The sequence below is a fragment of the Pseudomonas sp. LBUM1648 genome (assembly GCF_059716145.1).
Window position 1 is genome coordinate 5,571,153 of the sequence record NZ_CP166808.1, and the last position, 18,301, is coordinate 5,589,453.

An 18,301-nucleotide genomic window follows, 5' to 3' on the forward strand; every position below is an offset into this window, starting at 1 on the left:
CATCAGTCGAAAAGCCGCTCATCATGCTTCGTTTATTGTTCTGGATTGCCCTGATTTTCGCTGCGATATGGTTGTGGCGTAAATTCAAGGCCCCCGCCTCATCCGCACAATCTCCCCGCGAGCAAGACGCCGCGCCGATGGTGCGCTGTGCCCATTGCGGCGTGCACCTGCCCCGCGACCGCGCACTGAACCTTCAACAACAGTGGTACTGCAGCCAGGCTCATCTTGAGCAAGGCCCTGGTTCCAGTGATCGCTGAGGCCGCCAACGCCGACAGCAAACAGGCTCAGCGTCTGCTGCGCCTTTATCATCTCTACCGTTTAAGTGTCGGCATCACCCTGGTGCTGCTGATCTCCAGCAACATGGACAACCGCCTGCTGACGTCGGCCAACGACGATCTGCTGCGCGGCGGCAGTTGGCTGTATCTGGTGCTGAACATTCTTCTGGTAGTGTTTCTTGAAAACACCCGGCGGCCCGCGCAACTGTTCAGCCTGGCCCTTGTCGATGTGCTGCTGCTGTGCGGTTTGTTCTTCGCGGCGGGCGGTGTCGCCAGTGCCCTCGGCAATTTGCTGGTGGTCTCGGTGGCGATCAGCAACACCCTGCTGCGCCGACGCATAGGCCTGCTGATTGCCGCTATCGCTGCGCTCGGTATTGTCGGTTTTAGTTTTCTGCTCAACTTCAGCCATCCGCTGAGCGCCAATGAATACCTGCAAGCGGGCACCCTCGGTGCTTTGTGTTTTGCTGCCTCGTTGCTGGTCCAGGGTCTGATCCGGCGCCTTGAAGTCAGTGAAACTCTGGCTGAGCGACGGGCCAGCGAGGTGGTCGGCCTTGAAGCCCTTAACGCGCTGATTCTGCAACGCATGCGCACCGGGATCCTGGTGCTCGACGAACAGCGCCGCGTCCAACTGGCCAATCACAGCGCCCAGACCTTGCTCGCGCAATCGCACCTTCAAGGCCATTTGATCGACGATTATTCGCCCGCGCTAGTCGATCGCCTGCAACTGTGGATGAACAACCCGACCCTGCGCCCGCAAAGCCTGAAAATCCCCGGCAACGGCCTTGAACTGCAGCCAAGCTTCATCGCCCTCGAACAGAGCCCCAATCAACAGACACTGGTGTTTCTCGAAGACCTCGCACAAATCGCCCAACAGGCCCAACAACTGAAACTCGCCGCGCTCGGGCGCCTGACAGCCGGTATCTCCCACGAAATTCGCAATCCACTGGGGGCCATCAGTCACGCCGCACAGCTATTGGGGGAATCCGAGGAACTCGATGGCGCGGATCGGCGTCTGACGCAGATCATTCAAGATCACTCCCAACGCATGAACCGAGTCATCGAAAACGTCCTGCAACTGTCCCGCCGCCAACAGAGCGCCCCGCAACGGCTGGATCTAAAGCCGTGGCTGGAAAACTTTGTCGCCGAAAGCCGCGAACAGGCCACCGAGCGCCAGCAGATCCATCTGCGGATCAACTCGGGCGACTTCACCACCCTGATGGACCCCAACCAGCTCACGCAAATTCTCGACAATCTACTACGCAACGGCTGGCGCCACAGCGCCCTGCTGCATGAGCATGCTGAAGTCTGGCTGTATCTGTTCATGGATCTCGACAGCCAGCTGGCAGTGCTCGAAGTGCAGGACAACGGCCCCGGCGTGGCGCTCGATGAACAGGCTCATCTGTTCGAACCGTTCTTCACTACCAGCAGCCAGGGCACCGGCCTTGGGCTTTATCTGTCCCGTGAGCTGTGCGAAAGCAATCAGGCGCGCCTAGACTTCAAATCACGCCAAGGCGGCGGCTGCTTTCGCATCACCTTTGCTCACGGACGGAAACAAAGTTGAACACGAGCCCACGGCAAAAAGTCCTCATCGTCGACGACGAACCGGATATTCGCGAACTCCTGGAAATCACCCTGGGACGGATGAAACTCGACACCTTCAGCGCACGCAATCTTGGCGAAGCCCAAGCGTTGCTGCAGCGCGAGGCCTTTGACCTGTGCCTGACCGACATGCGCCTGCCCGACGGCACGGGGCTGGAACTGGTGCAGCACATCCAGCATCGTTATCCCCAGTTGCCGGTGGCGATGATTACCGCGTATGGCAGCCTCGAAACGGCGATCAACGCGCTGAAGGCCGGTGCGTTCGACTTTCTCACCAAGCCGGTGGATCTCACACGATTGCGCGAACTGGTCGCAACAGCGCTGCGCATGCCGGCGGTGGGCGGCGTTTCTGTCTCGATTGATCGACGATTGCTTGGCGATTCATTACCGATGCGAACGCTGCGCAAACAAATCGACAAACTGGCTCGCAGTCAGGCGCCGGTGTATATCAGCGGCGAATCCGGCAGCGGCAAAGAGTTGGTTGCGCGGCTGATTCACGAACAAGGCCCGCGTGCCGGCCAACCGTTTGTGCCGGTCAATTGCGGGGCGATTCCTTCGGAGCTGATGGAAAGCGAGTTTTTCGGCCATCGCAAAGGCAGTTTCACTGGCGCGGTCGAGGACAAGCCGGGGCTGTTTCAGGCCGCACACGGCGGCACGTTATTTCTTGATGAAGTGGCAGACTTGCCACTCTCGATGCAGGTCAAGTTGCTGCGGGCGATTCAGGAAAAAGCCGTGCGCAGCGTTGGCGGCCAGCAGGAAACCGTGGTTGATGTACGAATACTCTGTGCCACGCACAAGGATCTCGATGCAGAAGTTGCCGCCGAGCGTTTTCGCCAGGATCTGTATTACCGGCTCAACGTGATTGAACTGCGCGTGCCGTCCCTGCGCGAGCGCCGCGATGACATTGAAGTGCTGGCGGCTCACATGCTCCAGCGCTTGGCCAAAGACACCGGGCAACCAGCTACGCGCCTGCATCCGCAGGCGTTGGAAGCGCTGAAAAATTATCGCTTTCCGGGCAATGTGCGGGAATTGGAGAACGTTCTCGAACGCGCGCACACCTTGTGTGAGAACCGCGTGATCGAGGCTGAAGACCTGCGCTTGAGCGAAGGCAACTGCGCGGCGGATGGCGGCATTGCGGATTTGACGCAGATCGACAATCTGGAGGATTACCTGGAGAGCGTCGAGCGCAAACTGATCCTGCAGGCGCTGGAGGAGACCCGCTGGAACCGCACGGCGGCGGCGCAACGGTTAAGTCTTTCGTTCAGGTCGATGCGCTACAGGCTGAAAAAACTCGGTCTGGATTGAGGGCCTCATCGCGGGCTTGCCCGCGATGGCGGCCTAACAGACACCAGAGGGTATCTGGCTAGATGCGGCCTTCTGGCGCATACGGCGCCGGATCAATAATCGGCGTGCGCCCCAGCATCACATCGGCAAACAACTGACATGACGCCGGCGCCAGCACCAACCCATTTCGGTAATGCCCACAGTTGAGCCACAAGCCATCAAACCCCGGCACTCGGCCAATATAAGGAACCCCCTCAGGCGAGCCCGGACGTAACCCGGCCCAATGCCCGACCACTTCGGCCTCCGCCAGCGCTGGCAACAACTCCACCGCCGAGGCTTTCAGGCTTTCCAGCGCAACATCGGTCGGCGTCTTGTCGTAGCCCTCATGTTCCAGCGTGCTGCCGATCAGGATATGCCCGTCGCGACGCGGAATCGCATAACGGCCCTTGGCCAACACCATGCTCGGCAAGAAGTCAGCCGCGCATTTGTAGAGAATCATCTGGCCTTTGACTGGCTCCACCGGGAGCGTCAGGTTAAGCGTCTTGAGCAAATCACCGCTCCACGCACCTGCCGTCAGCACAACCTGATCGCCCTTGATCACGCCAGTGGCGGTTTGCACACCAACAACCCGCTCACCCTCACGAACAAACCCGCTGACCTCGCACTGCTCGTGAATGATCACGTTCGGCAGCGCCTGCAATGCCGCTTTCAGCGACTTCACCAGACGCGGGTTTCTTACGTTGGCCACATCAGCCATGTAGATAGCCCGCGAGAAGCCACCGCCAAGTACCGGCACCGCGTCATGGGCCGCCGAGATATCCACAGCCCGCAGGGGCCGGTTCTCCCGCTCAGCCCAGGCCAGCGCTTCGGCTTCGTCGTCCAGATCCAACCAGTACAGGCCTGTGGTGTGAACCTCGGGATCTACACCGGTATCAGCAAACAATCGCTCGCCGAGCTGTGGATAAAAATCCTGTGACCAATGCGCCAGCGCTGTGACCGCCGGGCTGTAGCGCCACGGATACAGCGGAGAAACGATGCCGCCGCCCGCCCAGGACGATTCCTGGCCGACGTTCGAGCGATCCAGCAGCACTACGCTGCCCACTTCGGAGGCGAGATTGTAGGCGGTCAGCAGGCCAATCACCCCGCCACCGACAATCACCACTTGCTGTTGCCTGGTCATGTTTGATCCAACCGTAAAAAAGACAGTGGGCGCAAAATGGCGCCCGAAAGAAGCGCCTCAGCGGCCCCAGCAATCCTTGGTGGTCAGCCCGGTAGTCGCATTGCTCATGCTTCTGACGCCGGTATTGGTCAAGGTGAAATCCCCGCACTTGTCGGTGGCCATGGCCGTGCCCGACTTGCGTGTGGCAGTCAGCAGGAAAGTTTGGTCAGTGATCGTCGGCGTGATGGTGTAGAAATCGTTGCCCGCACTCAGACCAGTGATGCCGGTGTAGAGATTGTTTCTGGTGTAGAAACGTTCGAGGCTTTGCGCCTGTTCCGACAGCAGCGACACCACTTCGGCGCGACGGCCCTTCTTCACGTATTCGGTATAGCTTGGGATGCCAATGGTGAGCATGATCCCGATGATCGCAATCACGATCATGATTTCGATCAGGGTGAAGCCTCGGTTGGATCTGCGCATGCCTCAAACTCTCACTTACTGTATTTGTCGCCACATGATACGACGGCTGCCGCCGCCGCCCTTTTCTACAACGATCGTGATGTTGCCACTGGAGTCGGTCACTCCCTTGCGCTTCCCGTCACTGGAGATGAAGTTCACCGTCGGATTGCCGCCAGTGAATATCACACCGCTGGAGATCGTGTCATTGCTGTCAACCAGGCCGTCGGAATTGGTGTCGATCACGGCGTAGTTGAGCATCTTACCGCTGAACGCATCGAGTTCGACCAGTTTGCCCGTACCGAGACTCGCACAGGGGTCTGTGGTGTCGACACTCGCGGTGGTGAAGACGATACGGCCAAGCACGATATTCGCTTGATTGATGACTCGCTCGCCGGTCAGCACGTTGTTATACACAAGCGGCAGGTACCAGCCCTTCTCCCCCGGATAGGTCGTGTCATTCTGCGTTGTGGTCAGGAATTGCCCGGAGCTGCCGGAGAATGAACCGGTTATCGCCTGTGGCTGCAAACTGCTGACGGTGAGCTGTCCCGAGCCGCCATCGGCATCCCACACCGAATAGAACGCCTGCAAATCCTTGTTGGTCTTGTCGGCTGTTTCGTTGAATTTACCGGTGCCGACGAAGATCTGTTTGCCGCCCAGCGAATTGTCCGCCAGCAGTGGCTGCGCGGTGATCGGCTGAGTCGCGCCGCCCGCCGTGGTGAACAGCGGTTTGCCGGAAAACGCCACGCCCCAGCTGTCCGTCGACGTGGCACTCAGATCAAACTTCCACAACCGCCCTTTCAAGTCACCGCCGTAAGCAGCCTGCACCACATTTTGCGAATTGACCTTGAGCTTCACCGACGACAGACCGTTGGTGGTTTCCGAACTGTCGATCACGATTTTCTTGATCAGCGAGCCATCGCGCACATCCAGCACGTACAACGCTGCCACGCCGGAGTTGCTGCCGTAGCCGTTGGAAATGAACGCCGCCCATCGACCATCGGCCAAGCGTGCCACTTCCGGCCGCGCGTAGGCATAACCCAGATCATTAAAAACGTTGGAGGTGTTTGCTGTCGTTGGCGCACTGACTTCCCAAAGTGCGCGTAAAACATTACCGGCCGACGCGTCGAACAGTTGCAGCGCGTAGAACGTCTTGCCACCGGCACCGGTGCCACCGATGGCAAGAGTCTTCCAGGCGCTGTTGAGTTGGGCGTCAAACACCCCGACCTGGCCGTCGACCAGAAACTTATGGCTGACACCATTGATGTAGGTCGGATCGGCAATCAGCCGCAGAGACGGCAAAACACTGGACGGCATGTAAGCGTAACGTCGAGTGCCGTTGGCCGAGTTGATGACGTTGACGAATCCGTCATTGGCATTCACCACCAGACTGGTATTCATGTTCGCTGCTTTGGTCGCCAGGTAAGTGCTGTAGGTGGTGTCGCCCGACAGATCGGAGGCGGTCTTGTCCGTTGGCGATGCCAGCACCAGTGGCGAGTTGATGATGTCGCCCAACAAGACGCTGCGGACCTTCAGCCCGGTTTTGTTGGTGCCCTTGCTCCACTCCACCAGATCGATACCCGTGATGCCGGTGGGCAGGCCTTGGCTGAGCGTCGTCTGTTGCGCTGCGGAAAAGTTACCGTATGCCAGTGTCACAGCAGCGTTGCTGGAAGTGTTCCACGATTGATAAGTCGGTGCGGTGGCACCCGGCACAATGGTCGTGTCAGTGCTCCAGATTGCAGTAGACGTGTTCAGCGCCCCCGCCGATGTGAAGCCAAAAGACTTGATAGTGCCGCGCCAATCCTTGGGGTCATAGGTGGTCTGAAAGAAATTGCTGTTACTGCTCAAGGTGGTTCCGCTAACGACACCGGCGCCGCCAGAACCGGCCTTGGAGGTGATATCGCTCAGAGCCGATGACAAGGCGGCGTTGAGGCCTGTGTCGTCAGTCGCCTGATAGTACTTGCCCTGCCCGTAACTCGCCGCATCAGAGAGCATGTCGTTGTCAGCAGCGAAACCCACGGTGTAGGTGTTCATGTTCTGTTTGGGAAAATCCACTGCGTTCCAGCTCTTGCCCGCCGCATCATTGCCGGTCGAACGCATGTCGATATCGAAAGCGAACTTGGCGATATCGTCCAGATACAGCGTGTTGCCCTCGCTGTCGCCATTGAGGTTATTGCCGTCATTGTTGACCCCGTCCCAGTTCGGCAAGCGGCTGCCGCCCAGCGGGTCGTTGCTCGGGAAGGTACGGTCAAAGGTGGGCAAACCGTCGGTAATCACCACGCCATAATTCTTCTGACAACGGTATTGGATCGGGCTGGTGTAAGTATTCGGCGTGTTGTTGTAATACGGCGCCATGCCGCGCATGTAGCGGGTGATTTCGTAATAGGTTTCCGCCAATGGCGTGTTGGCCACGGCACTCAGATTGTTAATGGCTGAAATAAGCGCGTTGTAGTTGGTATCAGCCTGGCCCTGGGTCACGCTGCCGGAAACCGGTGACATGTCGGTGATGGTGCGGGCGATGTAACCGCCATTGCCCGAGTTGTTGTTGGTGGCCGGGTTGAATGTCGACAGACCGATGCGCAACGTCCTGTTGCTTGTGACCAGTGCCGTGGAGACGTTGCGCGCAACGTTGATGCGGTAATCGTTGGGAATCGCCCCATTGGTGAAGTCGCGGGTGCCGTTGTTGATCGCAAGACTGACCACGTAGGCAATGTAATCCCCTGAATAACGCGTGTTGCCGTTGCCCACCGGGTCCGGCAGTTTCAGACACAGCGGCGCCAGGCTGTTGTTGTAGAACGCATACGCCCCACCGGAGCATCCGGAGGTTGGAAGGCTCGATAAAAACACGGTATCGCCGGTAATCGCTGGCGCATTCAGGGCCGAGCACAACCCGAGGAATGCATTGCACTCCCGGGCCGGCGTTCGGTCTTCGGTGGGATCGAATCCCGCTGCATAAATGATGCTGTTCATACTCCCCGAGTCATCGATCAGCAGCATGACGTTCGGCGCCACTGCCGCAGCGCTCAGCAGCGGCGAATCGGACGGCGTAAATGCATAGGCAGGCGCCGTCAGATAGAAACTCAGCAACATACCGATCAGCAGCGATTTGTAGCGTTCAATACTTCGCATAGACACTCTCCACCACGCTACGCGAAGTGCCGACGATCCCGACAGCGGTCACTCGATACAGCGTCGCCGAGGTGTTGCTCGGCACATTCACGGCGGTCAGCGTTGTGCCGATGTTCTGCACGCCATAGAACCCGCTCCCGGCGGCGATCCAGGTTACACCGGACGTCGAATTGAGCCCTGCCGCACTGACCACCGATGACTCCTCAGGCGGCGCACATTGCGTCGTGCCGCTGCATACGGCCAACGAGTAGCTGTCCAGTTGCACCGCGCTCTCGCCCACACGCAACGCCGCTTCGGCGGTCTGGAACGACTGGTTGCGCAGGCTCACACTGCCGGCCATTTTCTCCTGCAGGTTGGCACTCTGCATCGACGACAGGCCAATCACTGTGAGCAACAACAGAAACACCAGACTGACCAGCAACACCATGCCGCGCTGGGTCTGACGTTGATGGAGAGAAATCCTCATCACCCAGGCCCTCACTGCAAGCGGTTGCGCAAAGCGGCAACCACGTTGAAGGTTTGATTGGCGACCCGACTGTTCGGATCGTTGAGAGTCAGGCTAAGGCGCACACTGCGAATACGCGCCGGATCGCTGGGGTTGGTGCTGTAAGTCGAGGCGGCTACATCAGTCGCGGAACTGGCCAGACCGAACGTCACGTTGAAGGCACTGACGTTGTTAACCAGCACCTGCTGGGTCGGTGTGCCGCTGCCGGTGCCCATCAGGATCTGGTTGTTGCTGAAGCTGTAGACAAGACGCCGGATCGGGAAGGCGATTTGTCCGCTCGCCGCGCTGCGTAACCCGGTATAGGCCGTCGCGCTGTTGCGACAATCGGAGACCACAGTCCAGGTGGGAGTGCCACCAGCGCTGCCGACGTCAGCGGTCACCAGCGTCAACTTGAGATTGGCGTTGTCCCAACTGATCGGCGTGATCTGCGCGGCGCTGAAGTCACCGGCGGAGCTTGAATCCGTGATCGTGCCCAGACAACCGAACATTCCGACCATGCGCAGTTCCTGAATCATTTTGCTCAGCACAAAGCGTGCGTCTTCCTGCATGGCGGCAGCACTGTTCTGGCTGACGTAGGTATTCTTCGCAGCGAGGAAAGTTTGCACCACTCCCAGCACCACGATCAGCCCGAGCGCCAGGGCGATGAGCATTTCGATAAGGCCGAAACCACGGTTATGGCGCTTCATGGCGTGGCCACCGGTTCTACCGTGGCGCGACTGGTCAGGACAAAGCTGCGCGCAGTGCCGGCGGCATTCGCTGCACGTGAGTCATTCCAGTTGATTGTGATCGTGTACACCCGCTGATTGCGGGCGATCGTGCCGGTGGCGGTCGGCCCGCCGAAGTTGACGATGTTGGTAGTGAAGTCGTAGAGGTCCTGATCCCGGGCAACACTGAGGTTTCCTGACGTCGGTGGCGTGACGGTGTAGTCGGCGCCGGAGTTGGCGCGGATGCGGTCCATCATGTCGTAGGCGATGAAACTGGCCTGACTGGTCATGCGTGAACTGTCGGTGTACTTCAGTGCATTCATTTGCACCGCCGCCGCACCCAACAGCCCGACCGTCAGAATCAGCAACGCGACCAACACTTCGATCAGCGTCATGCCCTGCTGAACGCCCTTGCTCCCTGGCCTCATCCGCAACTTCCACCCAATTGAATTCGTCCGTTCAAACACACGTTAAGCGTCCTGCTTTGCGTTCCCAGCGTGTAGCTGATGACCACCGCCGTCGAGGGTGCGGCCAGACCGCCAAGGTTGTTGAAATCCAGCGCGGTCACTCCAGAGGTTAGCGTCAGAGTTGCGCCGCTGCTCATCGCCGGAACAACCCGCAACACATTGGCCGGATTGCCAGTACTGTCGTAGACCGACAGTTCGCCGGTCCAGACGCTGCCGCCAGCCGTCGGTCGCAGCCGCGTTGTCACGCCTCGATCAATCGCTTCAAGACGGGCGAAATTGATGGCCCGTTGCAGGTCGCCCATTTCGGTATCGGCCTTGCTGCCTTGTATCGAACGGGTGAACGCAGGCACCGCCAGGGTGATCAGGATCACGAATATCGCGACCGCGACCAGCAACTCGATCAGCGTGAAACCTTTTGTACGATGATCCATCGATGCCCTCCGTTGCCGTCGGCTATACCTGCTTGTACACGCTAGAACATTCAACCGGACTCTGTCGGTTGATTTGCCCTGCCCGGCGCAGGAGCGCGCCGCTCATCACACTCCATGGAGGGAGTTTTCATGTCGCAACAGGGTTTCAGCCTGATAGAACTGCTTATGGGACTGGCGATTGGCGCAATTGTTCTGCTGCTGGTCAGCCCGGCGTTTGCCACTATCACGGAATCGAATCATCGCGATCAGGCCGCGCAGGCTTTGCTCGACGGCATTCGCAACGCCCGCACAATGGCGATCACGCGCAATCAGAGCGTGGTGATTCACGGCATCAACGGTGACTGGAGTCAGGGCTGGCGGATCATTCTGGATATCAGCGGCAAGGGGCCGGAAGACAGCAGCAATCCACTTATGATGGAAAATGCGCGTGACGCGGGGGTGCCGATTGTCGGCAATTGGTTGGTCAGTCGTTACGTGCGGTTCAGCAGTCTTGGACAACCACTGATGCCCGGGCGGGCGTTTCAGGCAGGAACATTACATATTTGCTCGACTCGCGAGCCGGTCAGCCAGCGTCAAGTGGTGCTGGCGGCGACCGGTCGAGTGCGCCTGGGCAGTGAGAAGACTGAACAGCCGCTGTGTCAAAAAGTCAAAAGCGTCAGATCGAACGCACGCGCAACTCTTTAGGCATCGAGAACGTGATGTTCTCTTCGCGGCCGGCGAGTTCATCGGCACCGGTAGCGCCCCAGGCCTGCAATTGCTGAATCACGCCACGCACCAGCACTTCCGGCGCGGAAGCCCCGGCGGTGATGCCAATACGCTCGACGCCATCGAACCAGCTCTTTTGCATGTCTTCGGCGCCGTCGATCAGGTAGGCCGGCGTGGCCATGCGTTCAGCCAGCTCACGCAAGCGGTTGGAGTTGGAGCTGTTCGGGCTGCCGACCACCAGCACCACGTCGCATTCGTCGGCCAGTTGCTTGACCGCATCCTGACGGTTTTGCGTGGCGTAGCAGATGTCGTCCTTGCGCGGGCCGCCGATGGCCGGAAAACGTGTGCGCAGGGCGTCGATAACACGACTGGTGTCGTCCATCGACAGGGTGGTCTGGGTGACGAACGCCAATCTTTCTGGATCGTTCACCTGCAATTCGGCCACATCTTTCTCGTCCTCGACGAGGTAGATGGCGCCGCCATTGCTGGCGTCGTACTGCCCCATGGTGCCTTCGACTTCCGGGTGACCGGCATGGCCAATGAGGATGCATTCACGACCGTCGCGGCTGTATTTCGCGACTTCGATATGCACTTTGGTCACCAGCGGGCAGGTGGCGTCAAAGACTTTCAGGCCACGGCCAGCGGCTTCGGTACGCACAGCCTGGGATACGCCGTGGGCACTGAAGATCACGATGACGTCGTCCGGCACCTGATCCAGTTCTTCGACGAAGATTGCGCCACGGCTGCGCAGGTCTTCGACCACGAACTTGTTGTGCACCACTTCATGGCGCACGTAGATCGGCGGCCCGAAGACTTCAAGGGCGCGGTTGACGATTTCGATCGCCCGGTCCACACCGGCACAGAAGCCACGGGGGTTGGCGAGTTTGATTTGCATGCTGTGCCTCGTGTCTTGCGCGCGAAAAAACAAAGAATTTCAAAACTGTAGGAGCGAGCCTGCTCGCGATGGCGCAGTGTCAATCAACATCAACCTTGAATGTCAGGCACTCATCGCGAGCAGGCTCACTCCTACATTTTTTACAGCGCTTTGACGTTGATGATCTCGACGTCAAAGGTCAGCGTCTTGCCAGACAGCGGGTGGTTGAAGTCGATGGTCACTTGCGCGTCGTCGAATTCTTTCACCACACCCGGCAGCTCAGTATTGGCTGCATCGTTGAAGATCACCAGCAAACCAGGCGACAGTTCCATATCAGCAAACTGTGAACGCGGGATAACCTGAACGTTCTGCGGGTTCGGCTGGCCGAAAGCGTTTTCCGGTTCAACGGTCAGGGTACGCTTGTCGCCAGCCTTGAAGCCGAACAGCGCGGCTTCGAAACCCGGCAGCAGGTTGCCGTCGCCGACCTTGAACGTCGCTGGGGCCTTGTCGAAGGTGCTGTCGACCGTGTCGCCGTTCTCCAGGCGCAATGCAAAGTGCAAGGTGACTTCCGTGTTCTGGCCGATGCGTTGCTCAGCCAATACCTGTTCAGTCATGAACGGTTTCTCCGGTTTTCTTACTTTTGAACATATCCAGTGCGAGCATCACCGCACCAACGGTGATGGCGCTGTCGGCGAAGTTGAACGCCGGGAAGTACCAGCGGTTTTGCCAGTGCACCAGAATGAAGTCGATCACATGGCCCAGGGCAATGCGGTCATACAAATTGCCCAGCGCACCGCCCAGCACCAGCGCCAGAGCGACGGCCAGCCAGGTTTCGTTGCGGCCCAGACGCTTGAGCCAGACCACCAGCACCGCACTGACAACAATGGCGATCAAAGCGAACAGCCAGCGCTGCCAGCCAGAGCTGTCAGCCAGGAAGCTGAACGCAGCGCCGGTGTTGTAAGCCAGGGTCCAGCTGAAGTAATCGGGAATGATCACGATCTGCTGGAACATTTCGAGCTTGTCTTCGAAGTAGAACTTGCTGGCCTGGTCGATGACCAGAACCAGCAAACTCAACCAGAGCCAGCTCAACCGTCCGAAACGGCCAACGGCATTAGGCATAGTCACGAACCTCGCCAGCGCCGCTGATGTTGTCGACGCAACGACCGCAGATTTCCGGATGCTCCGGGTTCACGCCGACGTCTTCGCGGCAGTGCCAGCAACGGGCGCATTTCGCGAAGGCAGACTTGACGATCTTCAGCTTCAGGCCGCTGACTTCGGTGGCTACGGCATCGGCCGGAGCCTGCACGAAAGGCGCAACGCTTGCGGTCGAAGTGATCAGGACAAAGCGCAGTTCGTTGCTCAGCTTGGCCAGATCGGCGCTCAGCGCCTCTTCGGCGAACAGCGTCACTTCGGCTTGCAGGTTGCCACCGACGGCTTTGGCCGCGCGCTGGATTTCCATTTCTTTGTTGACCGCAACCTTCACTTCCATGATGCGATCCCAGTACTCACGACCCAGCTCGAAGCCTTCTGGCAGCTCGGTCAGACCTTCGTACCAAGTGTTGAGCATCACCGATTCGTTGCGCTCGCCCGGCAGGTATTGCCACAACTCGTCGGCGGTGAACGCCAGGATCGGCGCGATCCAGCGCACCAGCGCTTCGGAGATGTGGAACAGCGCAGTTTGCGCCGAGCGGCGCGCCTTGCTGTCGGCGCCGGTGGTGTACTGGCGATCCTTGATGATGTCGAGGTAGAAACCACCCAGCTCCTGCACGCAGAAGTTGTGGATCTTCGAGTAGACGTTCCAGAAACGGTATTCGCCGTAGTGCTCTTGCAGCTCGCGTTGCAGCAGCAGGGTGCGATCCACCGCCCAGCGATCCAGCGCCAGCATTTCTTCAGCCGGCAGCAGGTCGGTGGCCGGATTGAAACCGGTCAGGTTGGAAAGCAGGAAGCGCGCGGTGTTACGGATACGACGATAGGCGTCCGCACTGCGTTGCAGGATCTGCTCGGACACGGCCATCTCGCCGGAGTAGTCCGTCGAAGCGACCCACAGACGCATGATATCGGCGCCCAGGGTGTCGTTGACTTTCTGCGGTGCGATCACGTTGCCCAGCGATTTGGACATCTTGCGGCCGGACTCATCGACGGTGAAGCCGTGAGTCAGCAGTTCGCGGTACGGCGCGTGGTTGTCGATGGCGCAACCAGTCAGCAAGGACGAATGGAACCATCCACGGTGTTGGTCGGAACCTTCCAGGTACAAGTCGGCGCGCGGGCCGGTCTCGTGGCCCATCGGGTGCGAACCGCGCAGGACGTGCCAGTGCGTGGTACCCGAGTCGAACCAGACGTCGAGGGTGTCGCTGATCTTGTCGTATTGCGGCGCTTCATCGCCCAGCAATTCGGCGGCGTCGAGCTTGAACCAGGCTTCGATGCCTTCGACTTCAACGCGCTTGGCGACTTCTTCCATCAGTTCGACGGTGCGTGGGTGCAGCTCGCCGCTTTCCTTGTTCAGGAAGAACGGGATCGGCACGCCCCAGTTGCGCTGACGGGAGATGCACCAGTCCGGACGATTGGCGATCATCGAGTGCAGGCGCGCCTGGCCCCAGGCCGGGACGAACTTGGTGTCTTCAATGGCTTTGAGCGAGCGCACACGCAGGGTGTCGCCGCTGGTTGGCTCTTTATCCATGCCGATGAACCACTGCGCGGTGGCACGGTAGATCAGCGGAGTTTTGTGACGCCAGCAGTGCATGTAGCTGTGTTCGATGACGGTGGTGTGCAGCAGCGCACCGACTTCGGTCAGTTTGTCGACGATGGCCGGGTTGGCCTTCCAGATGAACTGACCGCCGAAGAATTCCAGCGACGGCACATAAACGCCGTTGCTCTGCACCGGATTCAGGATGTCGTCGTTGACCATGCCGTACTTCTTACAGGTCACGAAGTCGTCCACGCCGTAGGCCGGAGCGGAGTGAACCACACCGGTGCCAGCGCCCAGCTCGACGTAGTCGGCCAGATACACCGGCGACAGACGGTCGTAGAACGGGTGACGGAAGTTGATCAGTTCCAGCTCTTTACCGGTAGTGGTCGCGATGACCGAGCCTTCCAGGCTGTAACGAGCGAGGCAGGCTTCGACCAGTTCTTCAGCCAGCACCAGCAGCTTGTCGCCGACGTCGACCAGGGCGTAGTTGAATTCCGGATGAACGTTCAGCGCCTGGTTGGCCGGGATAGTCCACGGGGTGGTGGTCCAGATCACGATCGAGGCAGGCTTGCTCAGGGACGGCAGACCGAACGCGGCAGCCAGTTTGGCTTCGTCAGCGATCGGGAACGCTACGTCGATGGTCGAGGACTTCTTGTTCTCGTACTCGACTTCCGCTTCAGCCAGAGCCGAACCGCAGTCGAAGCACCAGTTCACAGGCTTCAAGCCCTTGAACACGAAACCGCCCTTGACGATTTCGGCGAGGGCGCGGATTTCACCGGCCTCGTTCTTGAAGTCCATGGTTTTGTAAGGGTTGGCGAAGTCGCCCAACACGCCGAGGCGGATGAACTCGGTCTTCTGCCCTTCGATCTGCTCGGTAGCGTAGGCACGGCACAGTTCGCGGGTCTTGTCCGCGCCCAGGTTCTTGCCGTGGGTCACTTCAACCTTGTGCTCGATCGGCAGGCCGTGGCAGTCCCAACCCGGAATGTACGGCGCATCGAAACCCGAAAGGGTTTTCGAGCGGATGATCATGTCCTTGAGAATCTTGTTCAGTGCGTGACCGATGTGGATCGTGCCGTTGGCATACGGAGGGCCGTCGTGCAGAACGAACTTCGGACGATCCTTGCCAATCTCGCGCAACTTTCCGTACAGGCCAATACTGTCCCAGCGCTGCAGGATCTGCGGTTCGCGCTGTGGCAGGCCGGCCTTCATTGGGAAGGCGGTGTCCGGAAGGTTTAGCGTGGCTTTATAGTCGGTCATTTAAGGCTCTTCATTAGCGATGGGCGCTAGGTGCGGCTAGTGCACGGGCGGTGGCGACATCCGCATTGATCGCCGTTTTCAGCGCCTCCAGGGAGGCGAAACGCTGCTCTTCACGCAGCTTTTGGTGGAAAACCACCGTCAAACGCCGGTCATACAGATCGCCGGCAAAATCTAAAAGATGGACTTCAAGGTGGGCCTTGCCATCACCCTGCACCGTGGGCCGCACGCCAATATTGGCGACGCCGGGCCAGGTCTTGCCGTCGATATCGACATCCACCAGATACACCCCGGTAAACGGCACGCGACGACGCTTGAGTTGAATATTGGCAGTGGGCGTCCCCAGTTGCCGGGCCAGTTTCTGGCCATGCAGCACGCGACCGGCGATGCGGTACGGGCGGCCGAGCAACCGTTCGGCCAAGGCAAAATCGGCGGCGGCCAACGCGTTGCGCACCTGGGTGCTGCTGACGCGAATGCCGTCCAGCTCGACGGTTTGCGCAGCTTCCACGCTAAACCCGTGAACCTGCCCGGCCTGCAGCAGGAAATCGAAATCACCGAGGCGGTCGCAGCCGAAGCGGAAGTCGTCACCGACCTCCAGATGCTGCACGCCGAGGCCGTCTACCAGAATGGTGTCGACGAACTCACTGGCGCTGAGCTTGCTCAGACGCTGGTTGAAGGCCAGGCACAAGACCCGGTCAACACCTTCGGCCGCCAGCAGTTGCAGTTTGTCGCGCAACCGGGCCAGACGTGCCGGCGCGGTCTCGGGTGCAAAGAACTCCCGTGGCTGCGGCTCGAAAATCACCACGCAGCTGGGTACGCCCAACTCAAGCGCACGCTCACGCAGCCGGGCCAGGATAGCCTGGTGACCACGGTGAACACCGTCAAAGTTGCCAATAGTGGCGACGCAGCCCCGATGCTGGGGGCGCAAGTTGTGGAGGCCTCGAACCAGCTGCATAACGCGCTTCTTGCTCATAAAGTGGCCGATTATAACCACACCCGGCGGCAGACGACAGGCAACACCGTAACGCAAAGTGATCGAGCCGACAAAACCGCCGGCCCGTGCCCGTTTATAAGGGGTAAAACCTCAGCTCAAGGCCTTGCGATTGAAGTCGCGCAGACGGAAACCGAGCAGCAGCAACATACCGAAATACGAAACCACGCCCGCCGCGACCAAAGCGCCCAGACGCAGGAAGCGTTCCAGCATGTGCCCCTGATCCCAGGCCGGCATGAAATGCATGCCGACCACCAACACCACCGACATCACCGCCACGGCCACAACCAGCTTGAAGCCGAACTTCGCCCAACCAGGCTGCGGCTGGTACATCTGCTGTTTGCGCAGTTGATAGAACAGCAAACCGGCGTTCAGACAGGCACCTGCACTGATGGCCAACGCCAGCCCGGCGTGGGCCAACGGGCCGATCAACACCAGGTTGAACAGTTGAGTAACCACCAGCGTGAAGATTGCGATTTTCACCGGAGTGCGGATGTTCTGTTGCGCGTAAAAGCCCGGCGCCAGCACTTTGATCACGATAATCCCGAGAAGGCCGACAGAATAGGCAATCAATGCGCGCTGAGTCATCTCGGCATCAAAGCCACTGAACTGGCCGTACTGGAACAGCGAAACGGTCAATGGCTCGGCGAGAATTCCCAGCGCCAGCGAGCACGGCAGCACCAGCACGAAGCACAGGCGCAGGCCCCAGTCGAGAATGCGCGAATACTCGTGGCGGTCCTTGCTGGCGTAGGTTTTGGCCAGAGTCGGCAACAGAATCGTGCCCAGCGCGACGCCCAGTACGCCGGATGGCAACTCCATCAAGCGGTCGGCGTAGTACATCCACGACACCGAACCTGCGACCAGAAACGAGGCAAAGATGGTGTTGATGATCAGCGAAATCTGGCTCACCGAGACACCAAGGATCGCCGGCAGCATCTGCTTCATCACACGCCAGACACCGGTGTCGCGCAGATTCAGGCGCGGCAGCACCAGCATGCCGATCTTTTTCAGGTGTGGCAGTTGATAGAGCAATTGCGCCAGACCACCGACCAGCACCGCCCAGCCAAGGGCCATGACCGGTGGATCGAAGTACGGCGTGAGGAACAGCGAAAACACGATCATGCTGACGTTGAGCAATGTCGGCACAAAGGCCGGCACCGAGAAACGGTTCCAGGTATTGAGAATTGCCCCGGCCAGCGACGACAGGGAGATCAGCAATATATAAGGGAAGGTCACCCGCAACAGATCAGAGGTGAGCTGGAATTTTTCCGGTGTATCGGTGAAACCGGGGGCTGTGGCCCAGATCACCCAAGGCGCAGCGATCATGCCCAGGGCCGTTACCACGGCCAATACCAGGGTCAACAGACCCGATACGTAGGCAATAAAGGTTCGAGTCGCCTCCTCGCCCTGCTGGCTTTTGTATTCGGCCAGAATCGGCACAAATGCCTGAGAGAACGCGCCTTCGGCAAAAATTCGCCGCAGCAGATTGGGCAGTTTGAAGGCGATAAAGAAGGCGTCAGTCGCCATTCCGGCGCCGAATGTGCGAGCAATGAGCGTGTCACGAACAAATCCCAAAATACGGGAAAGCATCGTGATAGAGCTGACGGCGGCCAACGATTTGAGCAGATTCATTGAGGAAATCAGGGCCTTTCGATAAACAGCAGGCGAACAATGCGCCTACTTGTGCGATACTCCGCGCCGCAACAGCACAGAGCCAAAGCTCGCGAGTTTACAGGTCAAGCGCCGGAAATAAATATCCCGCCTCTTTATACCTACCACTTA

At 59.3% G+C, this 18,301-nt stretch carries 17 protein-coding genes; 4 read left to right on the forward strand and 13 right to left on the reverse strand.

The annotated features are described in order from the left end of the window. The first annotated feature begins 23 nt into the window (after positions 1-23). From ACA043_RS25245 to ACA043_RS25255, 3 genes are read left to right on the forward strand one after another with little or no spacing between them, the layout of a single operon-like run. Positions 24-257, forward strand: coding sequence for a PP0621 family protein (locus ACA043_RS25245; protein WP_262410350.1), 234 nt, complete (start codon positions 24-26; stop codon positions 255-257). Then, the gene (locus ACA043_RS25250; RefSeq protein ID WP_489879981.1) at positions 247-1,836 is read left to right on the forward strand and encodes a sensor histidine kinase; all 1,590 of its coding nucleotides are present in this window, start codon (positions 247-249) and stop codon (positions 1,834-1,836) included. Before ACA043_RS25245 ends, ACA043_RS25250 begins: the two co-directional genes overlap by 11 nt. Next, entirely contained in the window at positions 1,833-3,179 is a 1,347-nt protein-coding gene (locus tag ACA043_RS25255) for a sigma-54-dependent transcriptional regulator (RefSeq protein ID WP_187679214.1), read from the forward strand. The genes ACA043_RS25250 and ACA043_RS25255 overlap by 4 nt, the downstream gene beginning before the upstream one ends. Positions 3,180-3,237: 58 nt before the next feature. Here ACA043_RS25255 and thiO read toward each other — a convergent pair whose 3' ends face one another. From thiO to ACA043_RS25290, 7 genes are read right to left on the reverse strand one after another with little or no spacing between them, the layout of a single operon-like run. Continuing rightward, positions 3,238-4,338: a glycine oxidase ThiO gene (gene thiO, locus ACA043_RS25260; protein WP_489879976.1), complete on the reverse strand. Its 1,101-nt coding sequence runs from the start codon at positions 4,336-4,338 to the stop codon at positions 3,238-3,240. Between the two features lie 57 nt (positions 4,339-4,395). Further along, positions 4,396-4,797 carry a type IV pilin protein gene (locus ACA043_RS25265; RefSeq protein WP_401268489.1) on the reverse strand — a complete coding sequence of 134 codons (402 nt, stop codon included), beginning with the start codon at positions 4,795-4,797 and terminating at the stop codon, positions 4,396-4,398. A 15-nt stretch (positions 4,798-4,812) separates the two neighbouring features. Then, positions 4,813-7,902 carry a pilus assembly protein gene (locus ACA043_RS25270; RefSeq protein WP_497658123.1) on the reverse strand — a complete coding sequence of 1,030 codons (3,090 nt, stop codon included), beginning with the start codon at positions 7,900-7,902 and terminating at the stop codon, positions 4,813-4,815. Next, positions 7,889-8,368 (reverse strand): pilus assembly PilX family protein, encoded by a 480-nt coding sequence (locus ACA043_RS25275; RefSeq protein WP_497658124.1) that lies wholly within the window; start codon positions 8,366-8,368, stop codon positions 7,889-7,891. The genes ACA043_RS25270 and ACA043_RS25275 overlap by 14 nt, the downstream gene beginning before the upstream one ends. An 11-nt stretch (positions 8,369-8,379) precedes the next feature. Then, the gene (locus tag ACA043_RS25280) at positions 8,380-9,093 is read right to left on the reverse strand and encodes a PilW family protein (protein WP_401268496.1); all 714 of its coding nucleotides are present in this window, start codon (positions 9,091-9,093) and stop codon (positions 8,380-8,382) included. Next, a complete protein-coding gene (gene pilV, locus ACA043_RS25285) occupies positions 9,090-9,539 on the reverse strand; it encodes a type IV pilus modification protein PilV (protein WP_497658125.1) in 450 nt (149 codons plus the stop codon). Before pilV ends, ACA043_RS25280 begins: the two co-directional genes overlap by 4 nt. Further along, positions 9,536-10,009 (reverse strand): GspH/FimT family pseudopilin, encoded by a 474-nt coding sequence (locus ACA043_RS25290; RefSeq protein ID WP_401268500.1) that lies wholly within the window; start codon positions 10,007-10,009, stop codon positions 9,536-9,538. The genes pilV and ACA043_RS25290 overlap by 4 nt, the downstream gene beginning before the upstream one ends. Positions 10,010-10,138: 129 nt before the next feature. Here ACA043_RS25290 and ACA043_RS25295 point away from each other — a divergent pair, with 129 nt between their 5' ends. Continuing rightward, positions 10,139-10,693 carry a GspH/FimT family pseudopilin gene (locus ACA043_RS25295; RefSeq protein WP_497658126.1) on the forward strand — a complete coding sequence of 185 codons (555 nt, stop codon included), beginning with the start codon at positions 10,139-10,141 and terminating at the stop codon, positions 10,691-10,693. Here ACA043_RS25295 and ispH read toward each other — a convergent pair. The 6 genes from ispH to murJ all read right to left on the reverse strand — a co-directional run bounded on the left by ispH (position 10,665) and on the right by murJ (position 18,151). Next, the gene (gene ispH, locus ACA043_RS25300) at positions 10,665-11,609 is read right to left on the reverse strand and encodes a 4-hydroxy-3-methylbut-2-enyl diphosphate reductase (protein ID WP_187679205.1); all 945 of its coding nucleotides are present in this window, start codon (positions 11,607-11,609) and stop codon (positions 10,665-10,667) included. The genes ACA043_RS25295 and ispH overlap by 29 nt on opposite strands. A gap of 140 nt (positions 11,610-11,749) precedes the next feature. Next, the gene (gene fkpB, locus ACA043_RS25305; protein ID WP_185037054.1) at positions 11,750-12,187 is read right to left on the reverse strand and encodes an FKBP-type peptidyl-prolyl cis-trans isomerase; all 438 of its coding nucleotides are present in this window, start codon (positions 12,185-12,187) and stop codon (positions 11,750-11,752) included. A gap of 7 nt (positions 12,188-12,194) precedes the next feature. Beyond that, positions 12,195-12,707 (reverse strand): signal peptidase II, encoded by a 513-nt coding sequence (lspA, locus tag ACA043_RS25310; RefSeq protein WP_187679204.1) that lies wholly within the window; start codon positions 12,705-12,707, stop codon positions 12,195-12,197. Beyond that, on the reverse strand, positions 12,700-15,531 hold the full coding sequence (ileS, locus tag ACA043_RS25315) for an isoleucine--tRNA ligase (protein WP_489879970.1): 2,832 nt from the start codon (positions 15,529-15,531) through the stop codon (positions 12,700-12,702). The genes lspA and ileS overlap by 8 nt, the downstream gene beginning before the upstream one ends. Before the next feature lie 13 nt (positions 15,532-15,544). Further along, a complete protein-coding gene (gene ribF, locus ACA043_RS25320; RefSeq protein WP_167394884.1) occupies positions 15,545-16,483 on the reverse strand; it encodes a bifunctional riboflavin kinase/FAD synthetase in 939 nt (312 codons plus the stop codon). A 129-nt stretch (positions 16,484-16,612) separates the two neighbouring features. Continuing rightward, positions 16,613-18,151: a murein biosynthesis integral membrane protein MurJ gene (murJ, locus tag ACA043_RS25325; RefSeq protein WP_497658127.1), complete on the reverse strand. Its 1,539-nt coding sequence runs from the start codon at positions 18,149-18,151 to the stop codon at positions 16,613-16,615. Between the last annotated feature and the right edge of the window lie 150 nt (positions 18,152-18,301).

Bases quoted from the DNA above. Each gene is read 5' to 3' on its own strand.
- ACA043_RS25270 (WP_497658123.1), bottom strand. From the start codon at position 7,902: ATGCGAAGTATTGAACGCTACAAATCGCTGCTGATCGGTATGTTGCTG.
- ACA043_RS25295 (WP_497658126.1), top strand. From the start codon at position 10,139: ATGTCGCAACAGGGTTTCAGCCTGATAGAACTGCTTATGGGACTGGCG.
- lspA (WP_187679204.1), bottom strand. From the start codon at position 12,707: ATGCCTAATGCCGTTGGCCGTTTCGGACGGTTGAGCTGGCTCTGGTTG.
- ileS (WP_489879970.1), bottom strand. From the start codon at position 15,531: ATGACCGACTATAAAGCCACGCTAAACCTTCCGGACACCGCCTTCCCA.
- ispH (WP_187679205.1), bottom strand. From the start codon at position 11,609: ATGCAAATCAAACTCGCCAACCCCCGTGGCTTCTGTGCCGGTGTGGAC.
- thiO (WP_489879976.1), bottom strand. From the start codon at position 4,338: ATGACCAGGCAACAGCAAGTGGTGATTGTCGGTGGCGGGGTGATTGGC.
- ACA043_RS25280 (WP_401268496.1), bottom strand. From the start codon at position 9,093: ATGAAGCGCCATAACCGTGGTTTCGGCCTTATCGAAATGCTCATCGCC.
- ribF (WP_167394884.1), bottom strand. From the start codon at position 16,483: ATGCAGCTGGTTCGAGGCCTCCACAACTTGCGCCCCCAGCATCGGGGC.
- ACA043_RS25290 (WP_401268500.1), bottom strand. From the start codon at position 10,009: ATGGATCATCGTACAAAAGGTTTCACGCTGATCGAGTTGCTGGTCGCG.
- ACA043_RS25245 (WP_262410350.1), top strand. From the start codon at position 24: ATGCTTCGTTTATTGTTCTGGATTGCCCTGATTTTCGCTGCGATATGG.
- murJ (WP_497658127.1), bottom strand. From the start codon at position 18,151: ATGAATCTGCTCAAATCGTTGGCCGCCGTCAGCTCTATCACGATGCTT.
- ACA043_RS25265 (WP_401268489.1), bottom strand. From the start codon at position 4,797: ATGCGCAGATCCAACCGAGGCTTCACCCTGATCGAAATCATGATCGTG.
- pilV (WP_497658125.1), bottom strand. From the start codon at position 9,539: ATGAGGCCAGGGAGCAAGGGCGTTCAGCAGGGCATGACGCTGATCGAA.
- ACA043_RS25275 (WP_497658124.1), bottom strand. From the start codon at position 8,368: ATGAGGATTTCTCTCCATCAACGTCAGACCCAGCGCGGCATGGTGTTG.